A 24395-nucleotide genomic window follows, 5' to 3' on the forward strand; every position below is an offset into this window, starting at 1 on the left:
TTCTTGACCGAGGGCACTTGCTTTACTCCCCAGTTGACGGCGGATGGATCTTTTACGTTTTATTCGCCCCAATTTGGGGAAACGTTCCATTCCCAGCGGGGAGCGAAGGCGGAAGCAGAGGAAAAATTCGTTCATCCCTGTCTTTTGCCTCAGTTGGCAGGGGGACACTCCCACTTAACTATTATTGATGTCTGCTATGGCTTGGGCTACAACACAGCGGCGGCCCTGACAGCCATTTGGCAGGTTAATCCCCATTGCCACGTCACCCTCTACGGCTTGGAAAATGACCTCCAAGTCCCCCGTCAGGCGATCGCCAATGGACTCCTCCAGGGTTGGCCGGAATTAGTGCAGGGAATTTTACGGGATTTGGCCCAGAGTCAACGGGTCACCAGGGAATTTCTGACGGCCCACCTGGCGATCGGGGATGCCCGGCAAACCTTGCTGTCCGTTGTGCCCCGGCAGATCAACGCCGATGCCATTTTCCTCGATCCCTTCTCGCCGCCCAAATGCCCCCAACTCTGGACGGTGGAATTTTTACGTCATCTTGGCGATCGCCTGGCCCCAACGGGCCGTTTAGCTACCTATTGCAGTGCGGCGGCGGTGCGGAGTGGTTTGCAACTGGCAGGACTCCACCTGGCCACCATGGGGGACGGCCAACTGCCCCATCCCCGTCGTCGGCCCCTGGGCACCCTGGCTAGCCCCCAACCTCTGCCCCCTTCAGACTTTGCCCCCTGGGAAATGGAGCATTTACAAACTAAAGCGGCCATCCCCTACCGTGACCCCCTGGGCACAGACCCGGCGGCAGTAATCCTGGCCCGTCGTCGGGCAGAACAGAGCCAGAGCGCACTGGAGCCCACTAGCCGTTGGAAAAAACGTTGGCTCAGTCCCGACCCGGAAACAATGGCCAGTACCCTTTGATTGCCATACCTGAAAACCGGGGATTAATCTTGATCAATGCCCAGAATTTCCTTCGCTTGGGCCAATAAATCCCTAGGGCGAAAGGGTTTAGTCACATAGCAATCCGCCCCCACCGCTAACCCGGCCTGGCGATCGAATTGTTGCCCTTTAGCAGTGAGCAAAATCACCGTAGTGCCCGCTAGATCAGGATTTTCCTTAATTCCTTGACAAACCGCCAAACCACTAATTTTAGGTAACATCACATCCAAAATCACCAATTGGGGTTGATGTTCCACTGCCAAAGCCAGGGCTTTTTCCCCATCCATGGCGGTCAATAACTCCACCCCGTAATCTTCTTCTAAAAGCTCAAACACCTCTTCCAGGAGAATTACAATGTGGGGTTCATCGTCAACAATTAGGATTTTCAGTTCAGACATTGGTAAGGTTGTAGTGAATTGAGCGTCGCTGAAAAGTTAATTCCCCCTTAACTCCCCCAGCATAGAGCATCATGCACCATATTTCTATTCGTACTGCTAATATTCATCGGGCGATCGCCTTTTATGAACTATTGGGTTTTACCATGGGAGAAAGGTTCACCACTGGTTATACCCTAGCCTGCTGGTTGACTGGCCTGGGGGGACGCATTGAATTAATGCAAATTCCCCAACCGAAACCAGCCCCCGATGCCTTCGCCGATGAACATTATGTGGGCTACTACCATATCTCTTTTGATTTAACAGACCAGGTGGAAAGTTTACCGGAATGGTTGACGAGTCTCAGTCAGAAATTCAGCCAGACCCATCAAACCAATCCGGAACAAGTTGAGCCATTAAAAATTCTTTTGGCTCCCCAGCAACAACAAATCGGTGATCACATTTATGAAGTTACATTCATTGCCGACAGTGATAATCTCCCTTTGGAATTTATTCGTCGTCAGACTTCATCTAAGTAATAACAAAGGTTATATTCGTTGGCATCAAGGACTGAATTTGCTCAAATTAATTACCATTACTCTCCTCGTCTTTTTTTGTACCATAGGTACAGCCCAGGGACAAAATTTTTTCAGCCAATTACCAGATGCAATCAATCAAGTAGAACCCATAGATCTTAATTCTCCCGTCCAAAATAGGCCTTTTAGTTTGGGTTTCGATCCAAATTTGTCCGGTAGCATTGGCAACCTAGACTACACCACTGTTAGGGTGGATGGAGAGCCAATTTTTCTAATTGCTGTACCCACGGGTAACACCGATAAAGAAGGAGGCTCCGCCCTAAGTCCGATTGTTTATCGTCAACAACGAATTGAAAGTAAATTTAAAGAAATTATTCAACGGGGCTTTGATCCAGACACCTTAAGCGTTGCTAGTTCCATTCTCAATGGGGCGATCATTATTCAAATTAGCGATGACAAAAATCTCCGCCCCCAAATTCTCCGCACCATTACCAAAGCCGATGCTGACTTATACGCCCTCACCCCGGAAGACCTAGCTTCGGAAACCGTAGACCAGGTGCGTAATGCTCTACTGCGTGCCCAGCAAGAACGCCAACCGGAAGCTCGAAGAAAACAAACCAGAGTTGCCTTGGTGATTGTCTCCGTTGTGATCACAGTTTCCCTGACAGTACTATTTATTTATCGTTGGTTAGGCCATAGAATTTATCTGATCAAGATGGCCATCAATTGTTTGATTAAAGCCGAGGAGAAAAACCCTGATTTTGACTACAATCACATTGACCCGGCCATTTTCAACGATATTGTCACAATTCCCCGTTACTCCTTCGCTTTTCAAGTCCTAGACCGGATAGCCATTTTTCTTTACTATTTGAGCGCCTATTGCAAGGCCATATTATTTGGCGACATTAATCGGGGAGATAGCAAAAAAAATCCGCCGCTTAATTTTTCCTTAGATAACCAAAAGATTTTTGAAAATATTCTCGAACTTTTTCAAGGCAAAGATTTTTACGATTTTCTTAAAAATCGCCTCAAACAAGTGGTATTCAGCCGGAGATTATTGATTTTTTTCATATTTATTATTTGGATTCGTGGCAGTGCTTTTTTGTTGCAGGTTTTTCCTGATAGTAGAAGGTTGGGTAAACAATTATCCGGCACCCCCATTTCCCTCACTTTAATTTGGTTATCCGCCATAATTTTAATTAGAATATCCGACTTTCTAATTGAATCTTTTTTCCATACCTTGGAAAGTGACTATGCCATTTTACAAACTGCTAAATACACTAGACGCAAAATCAGAATTAACACCATCAGTAGCGCCGTTAGGGGCATTAATTTAGTGGTCTGTATTTTTACAGCTTTAGTTTTTTCCCTCAGTTTATTCGATGTGCCGGTGGCGACGGTGTTAGCAGGGGCCGGGATTATTGGTTTTGCGGTGTCTTTTGGTTCCCAAAATTTAATCAAAGATTTAATTGCTGGCATTTCCAATCTGATGAGCGATGCCTTTGCCATCAACGACTTTGTGCTAATCGGCGAATTTGAAGGGGTGGTGGAAGATACAAATTTATTTGTCACCCGCATCCGTTGTCCGAACGGGGATTTAGTCACCATTCCTAACGGCGCCATCGGTACAGTGTGTAATCAGACTAAGGATTGGTCCAGGGTAGATTATTCCGTTATGGTGGCGGCTGATGCTGACCCCAAAAAGGCGATCGCCGTTTTGCAACAGGTGGCGTTGGGTTTATATCACGATCCATGGTGGCATCCCAAAATGCTCCAGGCACCAGAACTAAAGGGCATTGAAGAAGTTTCTCACCAGGGCATTCGGATTCGTATTTGGCTTAAGACTCTGCCGGGGGAACAGTGGGACGTGGCCAGGGAATTGCGACTAAGGGTAAGGGTAGCTTTTGAATCCCAAGAAATTGCCATTGGGGTGCCCCAACAACAGTGGTTAATGGCAGGGGCTTCTTCCTTCGACGAGAAAGAAAGTGCCATTACGGATGGGGAAAAATAGTCCCGACAATTCAGCCGTACAAAACTTCAGAATAGGTATGGCTCCCTGCATCTGTAGATTGCCAACAGTGCCAAAACCCAAAAAAGTCGAACGCCCAGACTAGTTTGGCGTCAAACCATAGCCTCGTAACAAAAAAGAACTTACGAGCTAAAACCCTTGCTGTATCTAGTGTTTTAATATGCCAGGAGGCGGACTTGAACCGCCGACACGAGGATTTTCAGTCCACTGCTCTACCAACTGAGCTATCCCGGCTTTTTTAGTGCATTAACAACATACCAAGAAGTATCACCCTTGACAAGCTCTTTGGTTAAATCCCCTGGCCGTGGTATTGACTACCCCGATCGCCAGCCGTTATGGGAGTGTGGCAAAATAGAGGGCGGACAATCCCTCAACAGAGAAACAAACAGTGATGCAGATCCGTGGAACCGACTACACAGCTTTGACTTGGCAGGGGGATGCCCTGGCCCTAGGATTTTTTGAAAATGCGACGGAAATCAGCGGTGATCTGGCCCAATTGGACGATCGCCTGGAAGGGGTGTTGCGGGAACTGATCGATGAAAAAGAATTTAAGGGTAAGGCGGGACAAAAGTTGGTGGCCCGGGTGGGGAGTAAAACCCCAGTTAAAAAGCTAATCCTGGTGGGACTGGGGGAAATCGAAAAATTTAACAGCCAGGTTTTAGCAGATGGGGCGGCGGCGATCGCCCGGTTAGCAAAGACGGAAAAGGTTAAAACCCTGGGGATTAGTTTGCCCCACCGGGAGCATGATCCAGCGGCCACAGCGGCTATTTTAACGGAAGGTATTTTGTTGGCCCTACATCAAGACAATCGTTTCAAATCCGATCCTGAAGATAAGGAAATTAAGCTCACCACAGTGGAATTGTTAGGGCTAGGGGAGCAGGCAACGGCCATTAGCAAGGCGGAAAAAATTGTCTCTGGGGTCATTCTGGCCCGGGAAATGGTGGCGGCGCCGGCCAACGAAGTCACCCCCCTAACCTTTACGGCAATTGCCACCGAGTTAGCCCAAACCTATGGCTTGGAGTTGGAAGTGCTGGGGCAGTCGGAATGCGAAGCCCTGGGCATGGGGGCCTTTCTGGGGGTAGCAAAAGCCTCCGATTTACCGCCCCAATTTATCCACCTCACCTATCGCCCTGCTAACCCGACCAAAAAGCTGGCCATTGTCGGAAAAAGTCTGACCTTTGACTCCGGCGGTTTGAACATTAAAGGGGCCGGCAGTGGCATTGAAACGATGAAAATGGATATGGGGGGCGGTGGTGCTACCCTGGGGGCGGCCAAGGCGATCGCCCAGTTAAAGCCCAATGTGGAAGTGCATTTCATCTGTGCCGCCACGGAGAATATGATCAGCGGTAAGGCGATGCACCCAGGGGATATTCTCACTGCGTCCAACGGAAAAACCATTGAGGTGAATAACACCGATGCGGAAGGTCGTCTCACCCTGGCCGATGCCCTGGTATTTGCGGAAAAATTAGGCGTAGAGGCGATCGTTGATCTGGCCACCTTAACCGGAGCTTGCATTGTGGCCCTAGGGGATGACATTGGGGGGTTGTGGAGTCCCAACCAAGAGTTGGCCGATCAACTGAAAACGGCGGCGGATAAGGCGGGGGAAAAGTTCTGGCAAATGCCCATGGAAGCCAAATATTTTGAAGGTCTCAAATCCCCCATTGCTGATATGAAAAATACAGGGCCTCGGGCTGGTGGTTCCATTACGGCGGCGCTATTTTTGCAACAGTTCATCAAGGAAACCCCCTGGGCCCATTTGGACATTGCGGGTCCGGTATGGACGGATAAACCAAATGGGGTACACAATGCCGGTGCCACGGGTTATCCGGTACGAACCCTGGTGCAATGGGTATTGGGATTAGTGGAATAGTTCCTCAGTGGGTAAAGTTATCTATGTACAATGAAACGCCAATCTGTCCTGCAATTACTGAATCAAAGTAAGCCAGATTTACAATCTCGTTTTGGTGTTACACAGTTGGCACTGTTTGGTTCCACCGCAAGGGATGAAGCTGGTCTCCATAGTGATGTAGATATTCTCGTCAGCTTTGATGGGCCTGCCACATCCCACCGGTATTTCGGAGTCCAGTTTTATCTAGAAGACTTATTAGGTTGTGCCGTGGACTTAGTAACAGAAAAGGCCCTCAGACCAGAATTACGCCCCTACATCGAACAGGAAAAAATAGATGTCTAAATTTCCTAACCGGGAATGGCATTTCTACATTGATGACATGATTTGCTTTGCTAGAAAGGTGCTGGCCTACACCACAGGAATAGATCAGGAAACCTTTATCGCTAGCGAAATGAACTACGATGCTACTCTACGAAATCTAGAACTAATTGGCGAGGCGGCCACCCATATTCCTAACGAGATACAAGCCACACACCCAGAGGTCCCCTGGCGACACTGGCGACAGATCATTGCCACCCGCAATCGTCTTATTCACGGTTATTTGGGCATTGATAACGATACCGTCTGGAGCATTATTCGGGACAATATTCCCAAATTGTTATCCCAGCTTGAAACAATTCAGACAGAAATCGATAATTGCTAAATTGAACACGGGAGGTTGACCTAAGCCAATCAGCATGGGCGGGTTTGGATCGGTAGACAACCATGTTAGTCGGCCAGTCGTCCCGATAGTCTTGGAATTGATGTTGGAGTTAGGCGTAAATTTTCTTTACTAATCTTTATATTCGCATTTGGCCAGCGAATCTATGATGGTTCCCAGGAGGGCATGGTTTGTGTAGTACCTTTGCCTATTTTCGGTGAAAGCCTATGTTTTTGTCGTCCTGGAAGAGTTTAGAGGGAAAATGTCTGGGCGGGAATTATGTCCTGCAGACTTTGCTGGGAAATGGGAATTTTACCTATGAAAAATGAGTTAAGAGAAATATTAGAAGAGCTTGGTAATCCTCAATGGATTTTATCCTTTCTCCCCAGAGAAATACCAGGTAAAATCATAAAAAAATTGAGAAATAATGATTATTTTATTGAACCTCTAATTCCCTGTCCCCTGGAGAAGGGTGAATTTGCTGATCAGTTTTATCTTCCTCCAATTTCGGAACCTGAACTCAAAGAGAGTGACTTTGTATTTTTTAAATGGGAAAATTTAGGGAAAAACGACCAAGGCGATCCAAGTAACAAAAAAAGAAAGCGAAATCCAAGAGCAAGACTTTTGAGAAAAATCAGCCAGGATTCAATAGCTCAGATAGAGGAATCAATTGCAAAATTTGGGCAAGATATACAGTCAGATTATTTACTACAAGTCAATGAATACTTGTCTGGTGTCGAAAAACTTCAAGTAGATCTAGAGCTTCGAGAAAAAGACTTAGAAGCCGGGAAAAAAGAGCTTGATGATCATAAAGCGCAAATTGATAATCAACTAAAAATCATTGAACCTTATCGTCGATTCTTGCCAATAAATGAGGATGAAATAGATCTGGATATTCCTGACTTTCCAGAAGATTTAAACACATCTTGGATAAGAGCTTTATCTCAAAGTGGAATATCACCCTCTCAATCAAAAGCATTGGAAACAAGTTATTTAATATCACTTTTGTCTGCGGCCTATTCGGGCAGTTTGGTTTTGCTTAATGGTTCTGTCGGTGTCGGCAAAACAAATATTGTTAAAAAGTCAGCTCAAATTCTGGCAGGAAGAGAAGCTGAAATTATTCCCGTCCGTCCTGGCTGGTTAGATCCCAGTGACTTACTCGGTTTTTTTGATCCAATCAAAGAAGTTTTTAGACCATCCCCATTTTTGACTGCGCTTAAGAATAGCTCTTCCAATAAAAATAGATTTTCCTTAATTTGTTTAGATGAGTTAAATTTAGCCAAAATAGAAAACTATGCTTCTGATCTACTGTCGGCACTTGAATATTCACAAGCTGAAAATGCACAAGGAATCTTGTTATATTCAGAGGATATTCAGGATGATCTACTCAAAGAATGTGGAAACCTAGCATCAGTAGAATCTGAATCATTATCTCCAAAAGAAAAGATAAGACTAGAACAGTTGACAAGACTTCTTAACGACTATCGTGCCCATTTTCGAATACCTCCAAATATATGTCTTTTGGGCACGTTAAATTCTGACCAAACAACTTATGAGTTGAGTCCCAAAGTTATTGACCGTGCTTATGTCATAAACTTCCCACCTGCCATTTTAGACTCAAGTGATATAAACAAAGACAGTGATCCAGAGAAAATCAACATTACTCCTCAATTATTAAGAGAGAAAATTAACGCACAAAAGGAAGTAATTGATCGGGAAAAATTGAGAAAATCATGGAAAATTCTATGTGAATGGAATGAAAAATATTTGAAAAAACTGGTGGGTATTCCTTTAGGACATAGAGCCAGAAGGGATTTTGAAGTATTTTGGAGTATTACTGAATTAATTAAAATCAAATCAGATGTGGGGCAAGGAGAAATTCCCCCAGCGTTAGGGCACTTCATTTTTACTAAAGTTTTGCCGAGAATTGTTTTTAATATTGATGACACAAAAAATAATCTTTTTCAAGAATGGTTAAAGGAATTGTCGGAGTATAAATATTATGATCCTGGCAATGTTTTGGAACAGCTAGAAAGCAAACAAAATAATAGGTATGTTATTAGTTACTGGAAAAATTCATGATTTATCCCACCATTAAATTTATTAATTTTGCTGGTAAACCCCTTCCATTAAATGACGACAAGATTCCCTATGTTGAGCAATATGGAGAAAAATGGTTTGTTGATCTTGGTGTGGAATGGTCAGGCGGTGTTGCCATTGAAGGTGAAAAATTATTTCAACTCAAGCGACAACTTAAGAGGCATTTATGGGCACCAGATCCATCATTATCAGGGGACATAACTCGCCGATCTGGTGAAATAACTGTTTTTCTTACTGACGAGCATGGCAAGATCATTGAAAGTAGTAAAGAAAAATTAAAAATCTATCCTGCAAATATTACTGAAGACCAAATGAAGCAAATGCTTCGTGAAATTGGAACTTTGGCTTTAACCACAACATGTTGTGTTAGAAGAAAAATTGAAGCACCCATTATAAGAGAGAATTTTGTTGAAGCTCCATGGCTTAACTCCTACTTAGCAACTGCTCAATCACTTATTGAATTGGCAGAACTAATTAAAGATTTATGGTCAGATATTGAGAAACGCCCCCTAAAAAGCATTATCTCAACTGTGGATAGACTTTCTGTCAATGAAGCTAGCTACTCTCCTCAGCTTTTAATACAAAAAGCACTTAAACCTGGGAAAAAGTCATTTTTGGGATTTACCCGTGTGGAATCTTTACAATGTGAAGAGAATGAATTTCTTTGTTATGTTTTTGACTATTACTTAGGGCATTTAGCTTTTAGCATACAGGAACAACTTAAATCAGTAGAAATAAAAATGCAAAAAAACAAGAATAAATTTTCCCTTGAAAGTTGTAGAAGAAAAGATCAAGATTTTCTAGAGTTTGCAGATCGAGTACTGAGCAGTCAATCAAAGAAAGAAATAGTTATCGAAAAAGTGGAGGAAGTTATCAAAGACTTAGAAAAAGCCATACAATGGTCAAAAAATATTAGAAATTCTTCTTTTTTAAGTCAGATTCAAACCCCTGACAGGTTAAAGTTTTCTTCTCAACGATTAACTGAATCTTATACTTATGGATCAATTATAAAAAAATTATTATTTATTTATAATGAAGATTATACGAAAATAAATATACTTGAAAAAATTTTTGAAGTTACTCAAAAAATATTCTATGGACGGGTAAAACCAACTTGGGAAATATATGAGATTTGGTGTTTCATCAAACTATACAGTGCTTTTATTTTAAATGTTGGATTGAAACCAATTAGTGATCAAGATAATATTTTTCTATATTTATTCAATGACTCCTCTACGTTAGACTTGCCGAAAAATAAAATATTTAAGCTTGCTGGACATATAGAAGATATTGCTCAATATGAAGTTGAATTTACTTACGAATCTCAATGTCGCAATATTAATAACGAATTAAGAAAGCCAGATATTTTTATTAAAATTAGAATTGATGGACAAGAAAAAAACTATGTGTTTGACGCAAAATATAGGAACTATAAATCTCAGGATGCCAAATATAATAAAAAGAGTGGTGAAACTTTTCGAGAAGATGTAATTGATACGGCAAAAAATAAATATTTGGAAGGATTGGGTTTAACAGCCAGTTTCATTCTGCACTCAGATCCAGGCTTTGACTACTGGGGTGAAGTCCCCTTCTCTAACTATATTCAAGAAAAATTTCAAGAAAATATTTATCATGATTCTCGTTGTGTTGGACACAAATATGGAGCGATTCAATTTATCCCAAACTCTGACAATTCTGACGATAATAATATACAATTAGAAAGAATTATTCGATTATTATTACAATACCATCAGGATATTCATTTAGACAAATGTATTTTTTGTGGCTACAAGCTAGAGTATGGCAAGGACATTTTAAATCCTGGAATAAATAGTCTTAGAAAATTTGAAAAAGAATCAATCGATGGAATTTTTTATCAAAGTAATTTTTCTGGAAGAGTTTTTTGTAGTTGTCCTCAATGTAGTGACTTTTGGATAATTCAGAGATGCTACGGAAAACATCACAAAATTTTGAAATTTGATCATACCTTTCATCGACACTCTGATTGGCCTGAATACAAAGGAAAATGGATGTTTATTTGTCCGGAATGTGGTAGTGATCCTCGATCTCAAGATTTAATCAATCGATCTTGAAGTTGTCAATTTCATCTTAGCTTAAAGGAGTTGTGGTAGTTAGATGTTCAAGCAACTCGTCAAACTGAAATGGGAAACAAGCTTCCGACAACCCAACAAACTGGGCAATTTCTGTGTAGTTATTGACCTAGCCCCAGGGTACTGATAGCTGCCGATCGCCTTTTGCCTGAATCTCTGTAATTATGCCTTCGCTAAAACTGTCGATTACTAAGATTAGTGGCCCGGATGCTATCCAACCTAAGTTTTTTCGAGTAACTGGGCAAAATTCAAATCCTCTGATGCGAGAACAAAGAGAGTTGGGGGAAGGTGCTGGGTACGCCCATGGAGTTGTTGATAATAGTTTGCGTAGGAACTATCAGAAGAATCAGCAAACATTGGGTCATCGGGCCTAGCTAATCCAAGCAAAACAAAGTCTGCATCCTGGGAAGATTGCAAGAGAATGTCAGCAAAGGGCTTACCCTCAGCGTTGATAATTTGAGGTGTGGCTCCGATGCGTAAACGTTGAACCAAGGCAACCAAGTTGGACTCGGCTGACTGCATGGCATTGAGATCCGGTACGACTAGCTTCAGACAAATTTCTGTGTTATGCCACTGCCAACTATTGCGGAGGAGATAGGCCAAAATCAGCATTAAGCCACCATTAGATTGCAGTCCGCCCCACCAGACATCGATCCGTTTGGGCGCGTGAAGTTTGTCAGGGGAAACTAGGACACTTTCTAGGGGAAATTTTTCCGATCGCCGATGGTTTGTTCCGTCCCGCAAAATAATCACGTTGCGCTGACTCTGATGACAGAAGGTTAAAAATTGACAATAGCGGTCTATTTGTAATTCATTGGGATGGCCAATTAGTACGGTATTAGGAATCAGGGGGCCAAGGCCATAGGTTTCCACCAATTGTTCCATGCCTTCATAGAGGTCGGGGGCAGTTTTGACCCGAAAAAATGCTTGGATATTGGCCTGGTCTAGGTCTGCTTGGGCGATCGCCGTGAGGTTATCCTGGCGCTGGGGATTGCTAACATCAAGGGGCAAAATATTAAAAATTGAGACTAGGCCACGGTTATGGGTTAATGTCGCCGCCAATTCAACTAAATGCCAGCGTTTAAGATGATTACCCGCAAATACCAACAGGTGAGGTCGCCAATTTTTAGGATCGGGGATGGTGGTCATATTCATCAGCCCACTCCGCACCAACGTCATCCACATACCTTGGCGCACATCTCCCCAGGTGCAGGCCAGTTCCTGCCGTTCTAGCCATAAATAAACTCCCAGAACAACCACGGCGGCCAAAATGGTGGCGGTGATATTAATTAAAAACATAACCCCAATACAGCCCACTGCTCCCGCCAAGGAAAAGCCCCAATGAACTTTAAAACTAGGGCGGAAAGAAGGACTTTGTAAGAAGCCCTCGACCCCGGCGGCAATGTTTAACACCATGTAAGTGGTCAAGAAAAACATGGTCAGAATGGGGGCCAGGAGATTCAAATCCCCAATGCCCACGGCGGCCAAGGCAATGCCCAACGTAAATAGGGTTCCGAGGCGGGGTTCATCTTCTGCTCCTTCCCCCCGGCCCAACCACCGTAGGGGAGAAGGGAGAATATTATCCCGGGCCAGGGCCTGAAGAATGCGGGGAGCGCCCATAATACTGCCGATGGCACTGGAAAGGGTTGCGCCCCAAACCCCGAGTAAAACACTGTCTCCCCAGAGGGCAATGCGCCGCATCACTAAAGGATCATTCAGCAACGTAATCGGATCAGCCCGGAAATAAAGAATGACGGGAATAATTAAATAAATGCCGTACCCCGTGGCGATCGCCGCCAATGTGCCCCAGGGAATTGATTTTTGGGGATCTCGCAAGTCCCCCGACATATTGACCCCGGCCATAATGCCCGTGACCGCCGGAAAAAAGACTGCTAAGACGGCCCAAAATCCAGCACTGTGGGGTTCAATCTCCACGGTTCCTGTATAAGGCGCCGCCGGATGGCCAAAAACTAAACACATTAGCGATATGGCGATCGCCGCCATGATCACATACTGAGCCCGGATCGCAATCTGAGCAGATTTTAAAGCTAGTAGCGTCACCCCGATGGTGGTAATGGCGGCCACTAGGGTTAAATTCCAGCCCGGCATCACCCGCACTACACTTTCCGCAAAACCTAAAGTGTATAAAGCCACGGAAAAAGCTTGGGCAAAATAGAGGGGAACCCCCACCGCTCCACCGGTTTCAATGCCCAAGGAGCGACTGATCATGTAGTAAGCCCCCCCTGCCTTAACCACTTGATCGGTGGCGATCACCGCAATGGATAGTCCCGTTAAAAAGGTAATGGCGGTGGACAGGGTAACAATGAGCAAAGTTTGCCATAGACCCACTTGGCCCAGCACCCAACCAAAGCGTAAATACATGATCACGCCGAGGATGGTCAAAATCGACGGGGTAAAAACCCCACCAAAAGTACCCAAACCAGTTTTGGTAAGACTGGATTTGTTATCGACGCTGGAACCCGATAGAGAAGTGTGTTGTGACATTCATTACCGCTAAAGCAGATTTAACCTAATTTTGGGATTTGACCATAGACGGCAAAACAGTTGGGATCGGCGATCGCCCTTTGCCTGAACCTTTGTAATTAGGTTTTTGCTAAAAGTGACAATTATAGAGTCAGTGGCCTAGATGCTGTGGCGCCAACGGTGGATGACTCGGCGGAACAAGACTCTCCCGCACAGGGATTTACTTCCACGATTACATGGGCTAACGCAGAAATATGACTTAGTTGTTGTTTATAGTATTCCGGGCTTTGGGGAAAGTGAGTGACTAAAGCAATGGTGGCCGCTAGATAATTTTCATTCAGATACCAAACATGGAGATCCGTAACCCGGTTATCGCTGTCAGTTTCCAGGGCGGTGAGAATTTCTAATTGAATTTTTTTATCCACTGAACCATCCAGGAGAATGGCACTGGTGTCCTGCACTAAGCCATAGGCCCATCTGACAATCACCGCCGCTCCCACTAGTCCCATGGCCGCATCTAGCCAAATCCAACCCCAAAACTTACCGGCCACTAGGGCAATGATGGCCAGGACGGAAGTTAGGGCATCGGCCAGCACATGGAAATAGGCCGCCCGGAGATTATGGTCTTGGTGTCCATGGCCATGGTGGTGATGGTCGTCATGGTCTTGTAACAGCCAGGCGCTAGCCAGATTAACCAACAGTCCCAAAATGGCCACGGCGATCGCCTCGGAAAATTGAATGCCATGGGGGTCAAAAAAACGACCAACGGACTCAAATGCCATCATAAAAGCCACTACCCCTAGGGCCACCGCACTGGCGAATCCTCCTAAGACACTAACTTTGCCGGTGCCATAGGTATATTGGGGATTACTGGCATGGCGACGGGCATATTGATAGGCGAACAAAGTGATACCAAAGGCCGCAACATGGGTGGCCATGTGCCAACCGTCCGCCAATAGGGCCATGGAACCAAACACAGTGCCCGCAATGATTTCCGCCACCATGGTGACAGCGGTGAGTACCATAACGATTTTGGTATTTTTCTCGGCGGGACTTTGGTGTTGGTTGGCAAAATTATGGGAATGTTGCCAAGACTCTAGGCGGTGGAAATGCATAGTTAATCAACCCGGCTTAAGGTTAAGTCTGATTATGCCATGGAAAAAAACGAGAATTTAGCGACTAATAAGAATGTCCTATTGTCTGCCAAGGGAGAGAGAAAAACAGCATTATCGAGCCTTGCTCAGCAATAGATACAATGGATACGAGCCCAGAGTGGGTTTGACTGGTCTCCGGTTTCCCCAACCCTGGAGGAAAGCTACATCACGCCCATCGTTGCCGGAACTTGGGTGGGTTGATCTCGGAGCCAGCATCAGACTTTGCCAAGCGGTTCTCAATTATTTTTCCTAACTTTCCCATGGCCAACGCTACTCTACCCCCCAACCTTGCAAAGATTGTCGAACGTTTTCAACGGCACACTGAACCCAAAAAACGTTATGAGCAGTTATTGTGGTACGGCAAGAAGTTGGAACCCATGCCGGAGGAAGCAAAAATTCCCGCCAATAAGGTGCAGGGCTGTGTGTCCCAAGTTTTTATCACCGCTGATCTCGAAGATGGCAAAGTAATCTACCAGGGGGATTCCGATGCCCAATTGGTCAAGGGTTTGGTGGCGTTACTGATCCAAGGTTTGAACGGTTTAAGTCCCCAGGAAATTGTCGAGTTAACCCCGGATTTCATTGAAGCAACGGGCTTACAGGTGAGCCTTACCCCCAGTCGGGCCAATGGTTTTTACAACATTTTTAAGATGATGCAAACCAAGGCGATCGCCTTTCAGTTGGGCCAGTCCTATGGGGAAAGTTGAGGCACCGCAATTTTTCCTAGGTATAGACTTTGGTACGTCCGGGGCCAGGGCGGCAGTGATTGATGCTAAGCAAGAGTTAATTTGGCAGGAAAAAGCCCAGTTCCCACAGGTTCCCGGCCCAGAATTGCCCACCGTCTGGCGGCAAAGTTTATTTTCCCTTCTTGAACAAATTCCCGCTGAACTAAGAAGTCAAATCCGGGCGATCGCCATTGATGGTACTTCCTCCACTGTTTTACTGTTGGATGGCCAGGGCAAGGTTTTAATGGAACCGCTTTTGTATAACGATGACCGGGGCCGGGAGGTTAAGCATTTACTGTCAGCCATGGCCCCGGCGGATCATTTGGTGCAAAGTGCCACTTCTAGCCTGGCCAAATTGCTTTGGTATGGCCAACAATCGGAATTTCAGCAAGCTCGTTACTTTTGTCACCAGGCGGATTGGCTAGCAAGTTTGCTCCACGGTGGCAGACCAGTTAGTGATTATCACAATGCCCTCAAACTGGGCTACGATCCCGAAACTTTAACCTATCCTAATTGGTTAAAAAATGCCCCTTGGTTTTCTCTCTTGCCCCCAGTTACCATTCCCGGCACGGCGATCGCCCCTTTGTCATCTTCTGTGGTTAATTCCTACAAATTTCCCTCCACTTGTCAGGTTTGCAGTGGCACCACGGACAGTATTGCGGCTTTTTTAGCCAGTGGTGCAACGCAACCAGGAGAAGCGGTCACTTCCCTAGGTTCCACTTTGGTGCTGAAGTTGTTGAGCGTCAAACCAGTGACGAATTTGGCCAGTGGTGTTTATAGCCATCGTTTGGGCAATTTATGGTTAACAGGAGGAGCTTCCAATGCTGGGGGAGCGGTGTTGCAACACTTTTTTTCCCTGGAGCAGTTAAGGGAATTAAGCCCCAAAATTGACCCCAATCAACCCAGTGGTTTAGATTACTATCCGCTTTTGCAACCGGGGGAAAGATTTCCCATTAATGACCCCAATTTGTTACCGAAACTGGAGCCTAGGCCGGCGGATGATGTGACTTTTTTACAAGGTTTATTGGAAGGTTTGACCCGCATTGAAGCCCAGGGCTATGCCAAGTTACAAGCCTTGGGGGCAACGCCACTAACAAAAGTATTGACGGCTGGGGGTGGGGCAGAAAATTTAATTTGGCAAACTATTCGGCAAAATTTGCTCCAGGTTCCGGTGCAAAAATCTATTCAGTCGGAGGCGGCCTATGGTTCTGCTTGCTTAGCTAGAAGTAGTCAGTCTCTTTAACCACAGTTCCTAGAGGCGATCGCCAAATGATTGCCTACAATATGTTTTAGCAAACCCTACATCGAAATTTCATGAAGCTGAAAGTATTAGTTTGGCAGGAACAAGACCAATGGTGTGCTTCCGTTCCCGCCCTACCCGGTTGCCACACTTGGGGAGATAGTTACGATCACCTTATGGAAATGGTTAAAGAGGCGGTGGAAGGATGGCTTGAAGTTGCTAGCGAGCAAGAAGAGGCGATCGCCATCCGAGACAGCAAATCGCCTTCAGTTTTAAGCTATTAATCACAGCGTTTAATGGAGCAATAATTGCCAGCCAAAGGGCAATAACGGCAATTTTCCGCCGAGGCGTTGGGTTTGGGAATATCCTTACTAGTCAAAATTTGGAGAATGCCATGGAGTTCGCCGATAAACTCTTGATCAATCATGGAGTGGGGAACATCCTCAATAGAATCAGAGTAAATTAAGCGGCCATTTAATTTTCTTCCTTGGCACTTTTCTTTCGTGGTATCGGCGTGGGGAATCAGCATCATATAAAGCAAAACTTGGTAGTAATGAAAGGGGCGTTTGCGCCCACTTTTGCAATCTTCAACAATAATTTCGTCGTCGTTATAGGCAACAATATCAGGACGACCAGCAATGCAAATGTCAAAGGATTTGCCGACTACCTTTTGGGAATTTTCTTCTTCAATGGCGACATCATATCCCTGTTGACGCAAAGATTCTGCCCGTTCAATCACCATTTGATCATGGATTGTGCAGTCGAAATCACTGGGGGGCAAAGTTAGTTGATGCTGGGTTTTTAACCAGGCGGCGAAGAAGCAGGGATCTTCTTCAGCCATTAGTTTGGCAAGGGTTGTAACCCAGGCATAGGGACGAAAGCGTTGCTTGATTTGGGGAAGGAAGGATTGAACCATAATTGGTAAAGTAGAAAAACTGGGATAAAAGTTGACAGTTGATGATGGGATTTAGCGAGCCCGCTGTTTGGTTTGGTGATGCCAGTAAGCGGTGACAATTTGCGTATTGGTGATTGTTGGCTGACAGATTACCCGCAATCCCCGCAAAGCATCAGTCATTTTTGCGTAAGGGCTTTGGCGAAGAAGGCGATCGGTCAGGGTGAAGCGCACTGCTCCGTGGCTATAGTCTTGCTGCCCATAGGTTAGGGCAACCTGAATCATGGCGGTATTAATGGCCCGTTGTTGCTGGCGACGTTGGAGATGATTGTCATCTTTGTAGGAGTTAAATGATGTGATAGCTTCACTGGGGATGATGTTGGCATCCTGTTGGATTAGTTGGTTAAGGGTGGATTGTTTGCCCATAGGATTAAAGTCAGGAGTTAAATTGGAGTTGTGAATCAGGCAGATTGATGGTGGTTGTGGTTTTTCTTTGACTGGCCCATTACCAGGTTGGGAACCTTCTCTCAGGGGTCTTGGGGGTTTGCCCTCTCGGTCTTCGGTTGTCTGCCCTCGACAATTTCAATTTATCTAAATCACCCTATTACTGTCTGCTAACTTGACTTAGCAATTAGTTAGCAAAAAGTTAGCATTGACAATCTTTAGGGTTTTTCATTAAGGTAAAAGCTATGTTAAATGACGAACAATTAATGGAAGAAGCGTCTAAAAAATTTGATATTCCACGCCTAAAAAAAGATATGGAAGAATACGAAAAAATAACGCCAGCTCCATGGCAGGAATTTCTATGTATATTAACTGGATTAAATATAAAAGATGCAGCAAATAAATTAAACAAAACAGAACATACTATTTATACTAGCTTGAATAATAGAGGAGTTAAAAGTGCTTTAATTGCATTATTAAACCTTGAAGATGACGAAAATATCGAATGGGAAAGGATTCCGCGAAAACTGATTGACGCAGGTTATGGTTTAGAGCAAGATCACGAACAGCCAAAATTTCGTTCAACTTTATCCTCAGAAATTTTCAAACAAGTGCTAGAAGATAAAATCAAAAAAATAACCTCAGATTTTCTTGTCAACACCAACTTTGATTCACAAGCTATTTATGTTCCATTAGGCTTAATTGAACGCAAGGAAAAACCAAGACATAGAGAAGTTCCCGCTGAAAGAGGATCTGAACTTTATCGAGTTAATGAATATGAAATTTCCCGTGAATTTGAAAATGATCAATTTTTGACAGAGGTTTTGCTGCAAGGGGATAGCCCCAAAAGTCAGGGTCGGAGGATAGCGATTATTGGCGAACCCGGTTCTGGTAAGTCCACTCGGTTACAGCAAATTGCGATGTGGCTCATGGAGCAATCAGCAGAAAATTATGTTATCTGGATTTCATTAGCTGATCTTCGTGGTTATTCCTTAGAAGATTTTTTATTAAAAAAATGGCTGAAAGAAGCTTTAAAACAACGAGAAACTAGTGAAGATGATCAAGATGAGTTAGTCAAAATATTTAATCAGGGTAATGTCTGGCTACTGCTTGATGGCATTGATGAAATGGGATTGTCAGAAAATCCTTTAGCTTGGGTTAATAATCAAATTTGTGGCTGGCTTGATCAAGCAAAGATTGTTGCAACGTGTCGTATTAATGTGTGGGATGGTAATCGACAAGCTTTAAATCAGTTCGATGTTTATCGCAACTTAGATTTTTCTGACGACCAAAGGAACAATTTTATTACCAAGTTGCTGGATAACTCTAAATTATCTGAGGATTTAATTAATGAATTAGGTCAGCCCGGCAAGGAGAGAATTAGTGATTTAGTCAAAAATCCCCTACGACTAACGCTTATTTGTCGTTCATGGCAAAAACGACAAGGTAAATTACCTGATACTAAAGCCGGACTTTATCAGGAATGTGTAGAAGCTTATTACGATTGGAAAGAGGAACCTAAAACGACAAAAGCTCAACGAAAGAAGTTAAATAAAGCTTTAGGAGAATTAGCCAAACAAGCTTTAGACCGAGATGATTTTAGGTTTCGTTTGACTGAAGCGCAAATAAGTGAAGTTTTAGGAGAATCAGACGAAGGTTTGTTTAAACTAGCTTTAGATTTGGGATGGCTAAATGAAATTGGTGAAGCAAAGGAAAATTATCAAAAAATTTATGCTTTCTTTCATCCTAGCTTTCAAGAATATTTCGCAGCATTAGCTATTGATGATTGGACATTTTTTTTGAATCACAATAATGAGGATCCTAATCCATTTAAAAAATATAACAACAAAGATTGCGTGTATAGAGTTTTTGAGACTGAATGGAAGGAAGTTATTTGCTATTGGATTGGACTTGAAGAAATTGATGATAACAAAAAAGAAGAATTTCTGAATAATCTGTATGGATTTAAAGATGGATTAATTGACATCAATCTATTCAAAAATACTTCACTAATACTCTCACTTTATTTTGTTTCACAATATACACAATATAAAAAAATAAACTGTCTTATTGACGACGGATTTAATTTATTGGAAGATGGGCTGTATAACAATGAAGTGCAAAAAAATTTATTTGCAATTAACAGTGATTGTTTAAGGGACAAAATACTATTCTTAATTAAGAATAATGATATAACAAATTTTTTATCATCAAAATATTTCTCCTATGGCAATAATGATAAACTTTATCAAAAGCTAGGAAATCTCTTTAGAGTAAACCAAAAATTCAAAAAAGATATTATATTTCAATTAAAAAAAATCATAGATGATATTGATAATCTCTATGTTGTACTTGATCCCGAAACTATTGAAAGTTTTGGATTTGAAAAACCCGAGCAATCTATAAAGGTAAAAGGAATGTTAATTGCCCATAAATATGAGATAGCATCGCATTTAATTTTCGAGTTAGATGATAGTAATAAATTTGCATGTAATTACAATAAAAACTATATTCCAAAGAGCAATAATCATGCAAACGATGAAGTAAGTAAAATTTCACAAAGAGCCCTCCTTAGTTATTTTTATAATAATCTAGAGAGTGAAGAATGTCTTCAGAATCCAGTGATCAACCAAATATATCCTGAAGTCTCGAAACTAATCATTGATTCGTATAAAAAGCAAAACTATGATTACCTAATTCAAATCATTTTAAATATTGTTGACATTAAAACCGAAGAGCAATTACATTTTTATCTCGCTATTTTGACGGCGTTACTGATTCTTTCGTTACATTCGTTTCAATATGATTCTTATGATTTGATTGAACAAAAATTCTTTTTGTTAATTAATGATACACACAAAAAAATAGAAAAAAATCCAGATTATTTATATTATTTGTATGAACAATTTTGTTTGATCTGGAAGCTTGTCAAATTCTATGGAGGAATCATAAATTTCAATTCTTATTCTGACTTGATTCAATGCCTTAAAAGAAATTATTTTTTGGTTAATAATAACCTAAAGTCAAGTTGCCACCACTTAGACTCAATATCATTTATGAATATAGAATGTTTGAAAATAATATCAAAACAGCTAATCTATCCTGATTTTTTTAAAGCATGGTTTGTTGATTTATTTTTGGAAGATAGATTATTTTTTTAAAAAGTAAAGAAAATTTTAGCGCTCCGCCCGTATGGTTCGACCCAAGGAGTAGGGAATGTACCCAAAGAGATTCAAAAACAAGCTAAACTTGCTGTTAGATTTGAACTATTTAAAGGCCCTGAATATTTTGCTACAGTCAAGGTCAATCCTGAACTCGGAACCATACAATGATGTAGACTTAGATTTTGATGTGTCGTATAACCCAATCAAAGGATATCTTGATTAAATTTAAAGTGTGGTATTTTCATTCAATAAATTAATTTATACCAAAAATCATCGTGAAAATCATTGAATTTACAACTAAAATCAATAAAGGAATGATCGCCATTCCTAAAGAGTACGATCAAGAACTTCAAGAAGAATTAGAGGTGGAAGTTATTGTTAAGCCCAAACGAAAAAAACATTTAATGGATCGACTCGTAGAAAATCCCGTTTCTGTCGAAGGATGGCGTAACTTAACAAGAGATGAAATCCACCATAGAGAAGGAAATGACTAAAGTTTTTATTGACTCTAATGTGTGGTTATATCGGCTATTGATCGATCCTAATATCGGAATAGAAGAGTATAATCGTAAGCGTCAAATTGCAATCCAACTTACCCAACCCTTGGATCAGAGTATTGTGATCAGCACCCAAGTAATCACAGAGACTTGCGCCGTATTAAAAAGAAAAGCTAAATTTTCCGATCAAGAACTCTTAGAAATTATTGAAGAATTTGAATAGCAATGTCAAATTATAACCCTAACAACGACGGAAATTAAAGAGGCTTGTCAGTTGAGAAAAAAATATAATTTCTCTTTTTGGGATAGCCTGATAATTGCCTGTGCTCTAAAGTCTGAAGTCGAAACTATCTACTCAGAAGACATGCAACATGGTTTAGTTGTTCAAGAGCAGCTAACAATCATCAATCCTTTTCTGAAAGGTCTACCTTAATATTGATCATCATTTGCAATGATTTGTAGCAAAAAGGGTCAGACTTAGACCCCTATGTATTATATGAAGCGATTAGCCAATCTCCGTTTGGGGCGTTTCCGTTGTCGAGTCATTCCCCTTGCCCCACTGTTTAGTAATGGCCGCCGTGAGTAGATGGGACAGCAGACCAATGGGCCCAGCAAATAAACATAAAATGAGGGAATGTACCGTCCAAACCCCAGTTTCCCGTCCCTGCCAATAAATCCAGCGACCCACAAACAAATCCATCACCAGATAGTGGACCCAACCCACCGCCATAATTTTTTCGTCAGCAAAAGCTTGCGCAATGACGGATAATTCCGGACTAGCCAATGCAGCCGCCGATTCGGAACTTAAGGAACCGATAAATAAAAATAGATAAACCGCAGCTAAAATGGCGATCGGGATCAGGGACTTCATCACCTTTTCCGTCCATTGCCACCGTGGTAGTAGAATCATCAAGCCCCAAAACGGCAACACAAACAGATTGCTAAGATTAAAAAGTTGTTCAGTAGCCATTTTCAATAACAGTTGCTTAGCCACAACTCGATAGAACAATTTAGAGTATGGAAGAATTTACAGAATCGTGCTGGGCAGGCGATCGCCTAAGATAACGGGTAAGCGTTTATTAAGTTCTGTCGTCAAGGAAAAAAGCGGGTTAAAATAAAAAATTAAAGGTTTCCTTTTCAGATATCGCCATGGCAACAATTACCATCGAAGAAGCCCAAGCAACCCTAGCAGATTTAATCCATAATTTAGAACCAGGAGACGAATTGATAATTACCGAAAATAACATTCCTCTAGCAAAAATTATTCCTCAAATACCCGTCGTCAGTAAACGCCCTGGCCCTGGATTGTGCAAAGGTATGATCACAATCAACGCTGAGGATGACGACCACCTCCAAGACTTTGGGGAGTATAAAATGATGTGAGCAATTAGTGGTCTTATTTTATGCCAGAAATAAGTCGTTTTTTCGGGATGATTATCACTATTAATTACAACGATCATAACCCTCCCCATTTTCATGTCCGCTACGGTAATCAGAAAGCCTTAATTAGCATTGAAAAACTGAGCCTTATCCAGGGAAAATTAACGCCAAAGGCTCTTGCTTTAGTTGTTGAGTGGGGTGCTCTTCATCAGGCGGAATTACAGAGCAACTGGGAGTTAGCCAGACAACAACAACCTTTACAAAAAGTTCAACCATTGGAATAAGCTATGCTGCAAGATATCGTCGCTGTTAACCCACTCAAAAACTACAAGCTTTACTTGCGCTTTGAAGACAATCAAGACGGAATAGTTGACATTCAAAAACAAATTGAATTTACAGGCGTATTTGAGCCACTTAAAGACCTTGAATATTTTGCTCAAGTCAAAGTTAATCCGGAACTTGGAACTATTCAATGGCCTAATGGAGCTGATTTAGACCCTGATGTGCTCTACGAAATAATTGCCCGATCGCCGTCTCCAAGTCCCTTAAATCTTGAAGTTTAAGAAAGGAGAAAAGGGCTTTTAACTAAACCTAAACCAGCCTATGATTAAGTAATGGAAAAGCTTACCATCACCAGACCTGACGACTGGCACCTGCACTTACGGGATGGAGAGGCCCTCAAGGCAGTCTTGCCCCACACAGCCCATCAATTTGCCAGGGCGATCGTCATGCCCAACTTGAAGCCTCCGGTGCGTTCCGTCGCTGATGCCGCCGCCTATCGAGAGCGGATTCTTGCGGCTGTTCCTGCGGGGAGCCAGTTTGAGCCGCTGATGACCCTTTATCTGACGGATAATACCAATCCCGAAGAGATTATTGCGGCCAAGACATCCCAGTTTGTCAAAGCAGTGAAATATTATCCTGCTGGAGCCACTACTAATTCTGACTTGGGCGTCACGGATATCACTAGGTGTGATGCGGTGCTTGCAGCCATGGAACAGGTAGACCTGCCCCTCCTACTCCACGGGGAAGTGACCGATCGCCAGGTTGATATTTTTGACCGGGAAAAAGTATTCATTGAAAAATACCTAATTCCCCTCAGGGAAAAATTTCCCCAACTGCGGATTGTGCTGGAACACATTACCACCAGCGATGCGGTAGAGTTTGTTTTGTCCACCAATAATATTGCCGCTACCATTACGCCCCAACATTTATTATTTAGCCGTAATATTTTGTTTCAAGGTGGCATTTGTCCCCATTACTATTGTCTGCCAATTTTGAAGCGGGAAGAACACCGTTTGGCCCTGCTGCAGGCGGCCACATCCGGCAATCCGAAGTTTTTCCTGGGTACGGACAGCGCTCCCCACGCCCGCAATAGTAAAGAAAGCTCCTGTGGTTGTGCCGGTTGCTATTCCGCTCTCCACGCCCTGGAATTGTATGCGGAAGTCTTTGAAGGGGCCGACGCCCTGGATAAACTGGAAGCCTTTGCTAGCTTTTATGGCCCGGACTTTTATCAACTGCCCCGCAATACGGAACAAATTACATTGACCAAAACACCGTGGCGCATTCCCGCTGAATTGCCCTTTCCAGAATCTGGGCTGGTGCCGTTACGGGCGGGGGAAGAAATCACCTGGCAAATGACATCAACCTGAAGCAAAAATATCAGAAGAAAAAGAAACGATCCAACTCAGCGAATTAGCCTAGGTAATTATCCTGAGGTGTTAGTGCTAGAATTACGGCACGGGAAAACGGCTTCTAATTCTGCTTGTTGGGCGGGTAGAACGGC

The 24395-nt window shown here is 43.0% G+C and carries 24 protein-coding genes and 1 tRNA gene; 18 read left to right on the forward strand and 7 right to left on the reverse strand.

Features of this window, described 5'->3' with window-relative positions:
• Nucleotides 1-3: 3 nt before the first annotated feature.
• Nucleotides 4-918: a tRNA (5-methylaminomethyl-2-thiouridine)(34)-methyltransferase MnmD gene (locus H6G45_RS17500; protein ID WP_242018232.1), complete on the forward strand. Its 915-nt coding sequence runs from the start codon at nt 4-6 to the stop codon at nt 916-918.
• A gap of 23 nt (nt 919-941) precedes the next feature.
• On the opposite strand, the gene H6G45_RS17505 is transcribed toward H6G45_RS17500, so the two are convergent.
• Complete coding sequence (locus tag H6G45_RS17505; protein ID WP_190599673.1) at nt 942-1334, reverse strand: response regulator; 393 nt, start codon at nt 1332-1334, stop codon at nt 942-944.
• A gap of 71 nt (nt 1335-1405) precedes the next feature.
• Between H6G45_RS17505 and H6G45_RS17510 the strand changes: the two genes are divergently transcribed.
• Nucleotides 1406-1849, forward strand: a complete 444-nt coding sequence (locus H6G45_RS17510) for a VOC family protein (RefSeq protein WP_190599674.1) — start codon at nt 1406-1408, stop codon at nt 1847-1849.
• Nucleotides 1776-3857, forward strand: coding sequence for a mechanosensitive ion channel family protein (locus H6G45_RS17515; protein ID WP_199309844.1), 2082 nt, complete (start codon nt 1776-1778; stop codon nt 3855-3857). Before H6G45_RS17510 ends, H6G45_RS17515 begins: the two co-directional genes overlap by 74 nt.
• Before the next feature lie 179 nt (nt 3858-4036).
• Here the strand turns inward: H6G45_RS17515 and H6G45_RS17520 are convergent.
• A tRNA-Phe gene (locus tag H6G45_RS17520) sits at nt 4037-4109 on the reverse strand.
• 157 nt (nt 4110-4266) lie between these two features.
• Here H6G45_RS17520 and H6G45_RS17525 point away from each other — a divergent pair.
• The 5 genes from H6G45_RS17525 to H6G45_RS17545 all read left to right on the forward strand — a co-directional run bounded on the left by H6G45_RS17525 (nt 4267) and on the right by H6G45_RS17545 (nt 10617).
• Nucleotides 4267-5745: a leucyl aminopeptidase gene (locus tag H6G45_RS17525; protein WP_190599676.1), complete on the forward strand. Its 1479-nt coding sequence runs from the start codon at nt 4267-4269 to the stop codon at nt 5743-5745.
• 30 nt (nt 5746-5775) lie between these two features.
• On the forward strand, nt 5776-6066 hold the full coding sequence (locus H6G45_RS17530) for a nucleotidyltransferase family protein (protein ID WP_190599677.1): 291 nt from the start codon (nt 5776-5778) through the stop codon (nt 6064-6066).
• Nucleotides 6059-6427, forward strand: coding sequence for a DUF86 domain-containing protein (locus H6G45_RS17535; protein WP_190599678.1), 369 nt, complete (start codon nt 6059-6061; stop codon nt 6425-6427). The genes H6G45_RS17530 and H6G45_RS17535 overlap by 8 nt, the downstream gene beginning before the upstream one ends.
• A 315-nt stretch (nt 6428-6742) precedes the next feature.
• Complete coding sequence (locus H6G45_RS17540; protein ID WP_190599679.1) at nt 6743-8506, forward strand: AAA family ATPase; 1764 nt, start codon at nt 6743-6745, stop codon at nt 8504-8506.
• Nucleotides 8503-10617: a nuclease domain-containing protein gene (locus H6G45_RS17545; protein WP_190599680.1), complete on the forward strand. Its 2115-nt coding sequence runs from the start codon at nt 8503-8505 to the stop codon at nt 10615-10617. The genes H6G45_RS17540 and H6G45_RS17545 overlap by 4 nt, the downstream gene beginning before the upstream one ends.
• Nucleotides 10618-10854: 237 nt before the next feature.
• On the opposite strand, the gene H6G45_RS17550 is transcribed toward H6G45_RS17545, so the two are convergent.
• Nucleotides 10855-13140 carry a Na-K-Cl cotransporter gene (locus H6G45_RS17550; protein ID WP_190599681.1) on the reverse strand — a complete coding sequence of 762 codons (2286 nt, stop codon included), beginning with the start codon at nt 13138-13140 and terminating at the stop codon, nt 10855-10857.
• A 122-nt stretch (nt 13141-13262) separates the two neighbouring features.
• Nucleotides 13263-14234: a CDF family Co(II)/Ni(II) efflux transporter DmeF gene (dmeF, locus tag H6G45_RS17555; protein ID WP_190599682.1), complete on the reverse strand. Its 972-nt coding sequence runs from the start codon at nt 14232-14234 to the stop codon at nt 13263-13265.
• Between the two features lie 299 nt (nt 14235-14533).
• Between dmeF and H6G45_RS17560 the strand changes: the two genes are divergently transcribed.
• The 3 genes from H6G45_RS17560 to H6G45_RS17570 all read left to right on the forward strand — a co-directional run bounded on the left by H6G45_RS17560 (nt 14534) and on the right by H6G45_RS17570 (nt 16519).
• A complete protein-coding gene (locus tag H6G45_RS17560; RefSeq protein WP_190599683.1) occupies nt 14534-14977 on the forward strand; it encodes a SufE family protein in 444 nt (147 codons plus the stop codon).
• Nucleotides 14964-16238: an FGGY-family carbohydrate kinase gene (locus H6G45_RS17565; RefSeq protein WP_190599684.1), complete on the forward strand. Its 1275-nt coding sequence runs from the start codon at nt 14964-14966 to the stop codon at nt 16236-16238. The genes H6G45_RS17560 and H6G45_RS17565 overlap by 14 nt, the downstream gene beginning before the upstream one ends.
• Before the next feature lie 71 nt (nt 16239-16309).
• Nucleotides 16310-16519, forward strand: coding sequence for a type II toxin-antitoxin system HicB family antitoxin (locus tag H6G45_RS17570; RefSeq protein ID WP_190599685.1), 210 nt, complete (start codon nt 16310-16312; stop codon nt 16517-16519).
• On the opposite strand, the gene H6G45_RS17575 is transcribed toward H6G45_RS17570, so the two are convergent.
• Nucleotides 16516-17151: a Dna2/Cas4 domain-containing protein gene (locus H6G45_RS17575; RefSeq protein ID WP_190599686.1), complete on the reverse strand. Its 636-nt coding sequence runs from the start codon at nt 17149-17151 to the stop codon at nt 16516-16518. The genes H6G45_RS17570 and H6G45_RS17575 overlap by 4 nt on opposite strands.
• Before the next feature lie 51 nt (nt 17152-17202).
• Entirely contained in the window at nt 17203-17553 is a 351-nt protein-coding gene (locus H6G45_RS17580; protein ID WP_190599687.1) for a hypothetical protein, read from the reverse strand.
• 263 nt (nt 17554-17816) lie between these two features.
• On the opposite strand from H6G45_RS17580, the gene H6G45_RS17585 reads away from it, so the two are divergent.
• The 3 genes from H6G45_RS17585 to H6G45_RS19320 all read left to right on the forward strand — a co-directional run bounded on the left by H6G45_RS17585 (nt 17817) and on the right by H6G45_RS19320 (nt 21455).
• Entirely contained in the window at nt 17817-20732 is a 2916-nt protein-coding gene (locus tag H6G45_RS17585; protein ID WP_190599688.1) for an NACHT domain-containing protein, read from the forward strand.
• 278 nt (nt 20733-21010) lie between these two features.
• Nucleotides 21011-21229: a hypothetical protein gene (locus tag H6G45_RS17590; protein ID WP_242018233.1), complete on the forward strand. Its 219-nt coding sequence runs from the start codon at nt 21011-21013 to the stop codon at nt 21227-21229.
• Entirely contained in the window at nt 21222-21455 is a 234-nt protein-coding gene (locus tag H6G45_RS19320) for a hypothetical protein (RefSeq protein ID WP_199309845.1), read from the forward strand. Before H6G45_RS17590 ends, H6G45_RS19320 begins: the two co-directional genes overlap by 8 nt.
• A gap of 282 nt (nt 21456-21737) precedes the next feature.
• On the opposite strand, the gene H6G45_RS17600 is transcribed toward H6G45_RS19320, so the two are convergent.
• The gene (locus tag H6G45_RS17600; RefSeq protein WP_190599689.1) at nt 21738-22202 is read right to left on the reverse strand and encodes an ABA4-like family protein; all 465 of its coding nucleotides are present in this window, start codon (nt 22200-22202) and stop codon (nt 21738-21740) included.
• Between the two features lie 179 nt (nt 22203-22381).
• Here H6G45_RS17600 and H6G45_RS17605 point away from each other — a divergent pair, with 179 nt between their 5' ends.
• From H6G45_RS17605 to pyrC, 4 genes are read left to right on the forward strand one after another with little or no spacing between them, the layout of a single operon-like run.
• The gene (locus H6G45_RS17605; RefSeq protein WP_190599690.1) at nt 22382-22615 is read left to right on the forward strand and encodes a hypothetical protein; all 234 of its coding nucleotides are present in this window, start codon (nt 22382-22384) and stop codon (nt 22613-22615) included.
• A 47-nt stretch (nt 22616-22662) separates the two neighbouring features.
• Nucleotides 22663-22896, forward strand: coding sequence for a DUF4160 domain-containing protein (locus H6G45_RS17610; protein WP_242018234.1), 234 nt, complete (start codon nt 22663-22665; stop codon nt 22894-22896).
• Between the two features lie 3 nt (nt 22897-22899).
• Nucleotides 22900-23175 carry a DUF2442 domain-containing protein gene (locus tag H6G45_RS17615; RefSeq protein WP_190599692.1) on the forward strand — a complete coding sequence of 92 codons (276 nt, stop codon included), beginning with the start codon at nt 22900-22902 and terminating at the stop codon, nt 23173-23175.
• Between the two features lie 51 nt (nt 23176-23226).
• On the forward strand, nt 23227-24261 hold the full coding sequence (gene pyrC / locus H6G45_RS17620) for a dihydroorotase (protein ID WP_190599693.1): 1035 nt from the start codon (nt 23227-23229) through the stop codon (nt 24259-24261).
• The last annotated feature ends 134 nt before the right edge of the window (nt 24262-24395 follow it).

Origin of the sequence: Synechocystis sp. FACHB-383 (assembly GCF_014698605.1) — a bacterium.
GTDB classification, from domain to species: Bacteria; Cyanobacteriota; Cyanobacteriia; order Cyanobacteriales; family Microcystaceae; genus Synechocystis; species Synechocystis salina.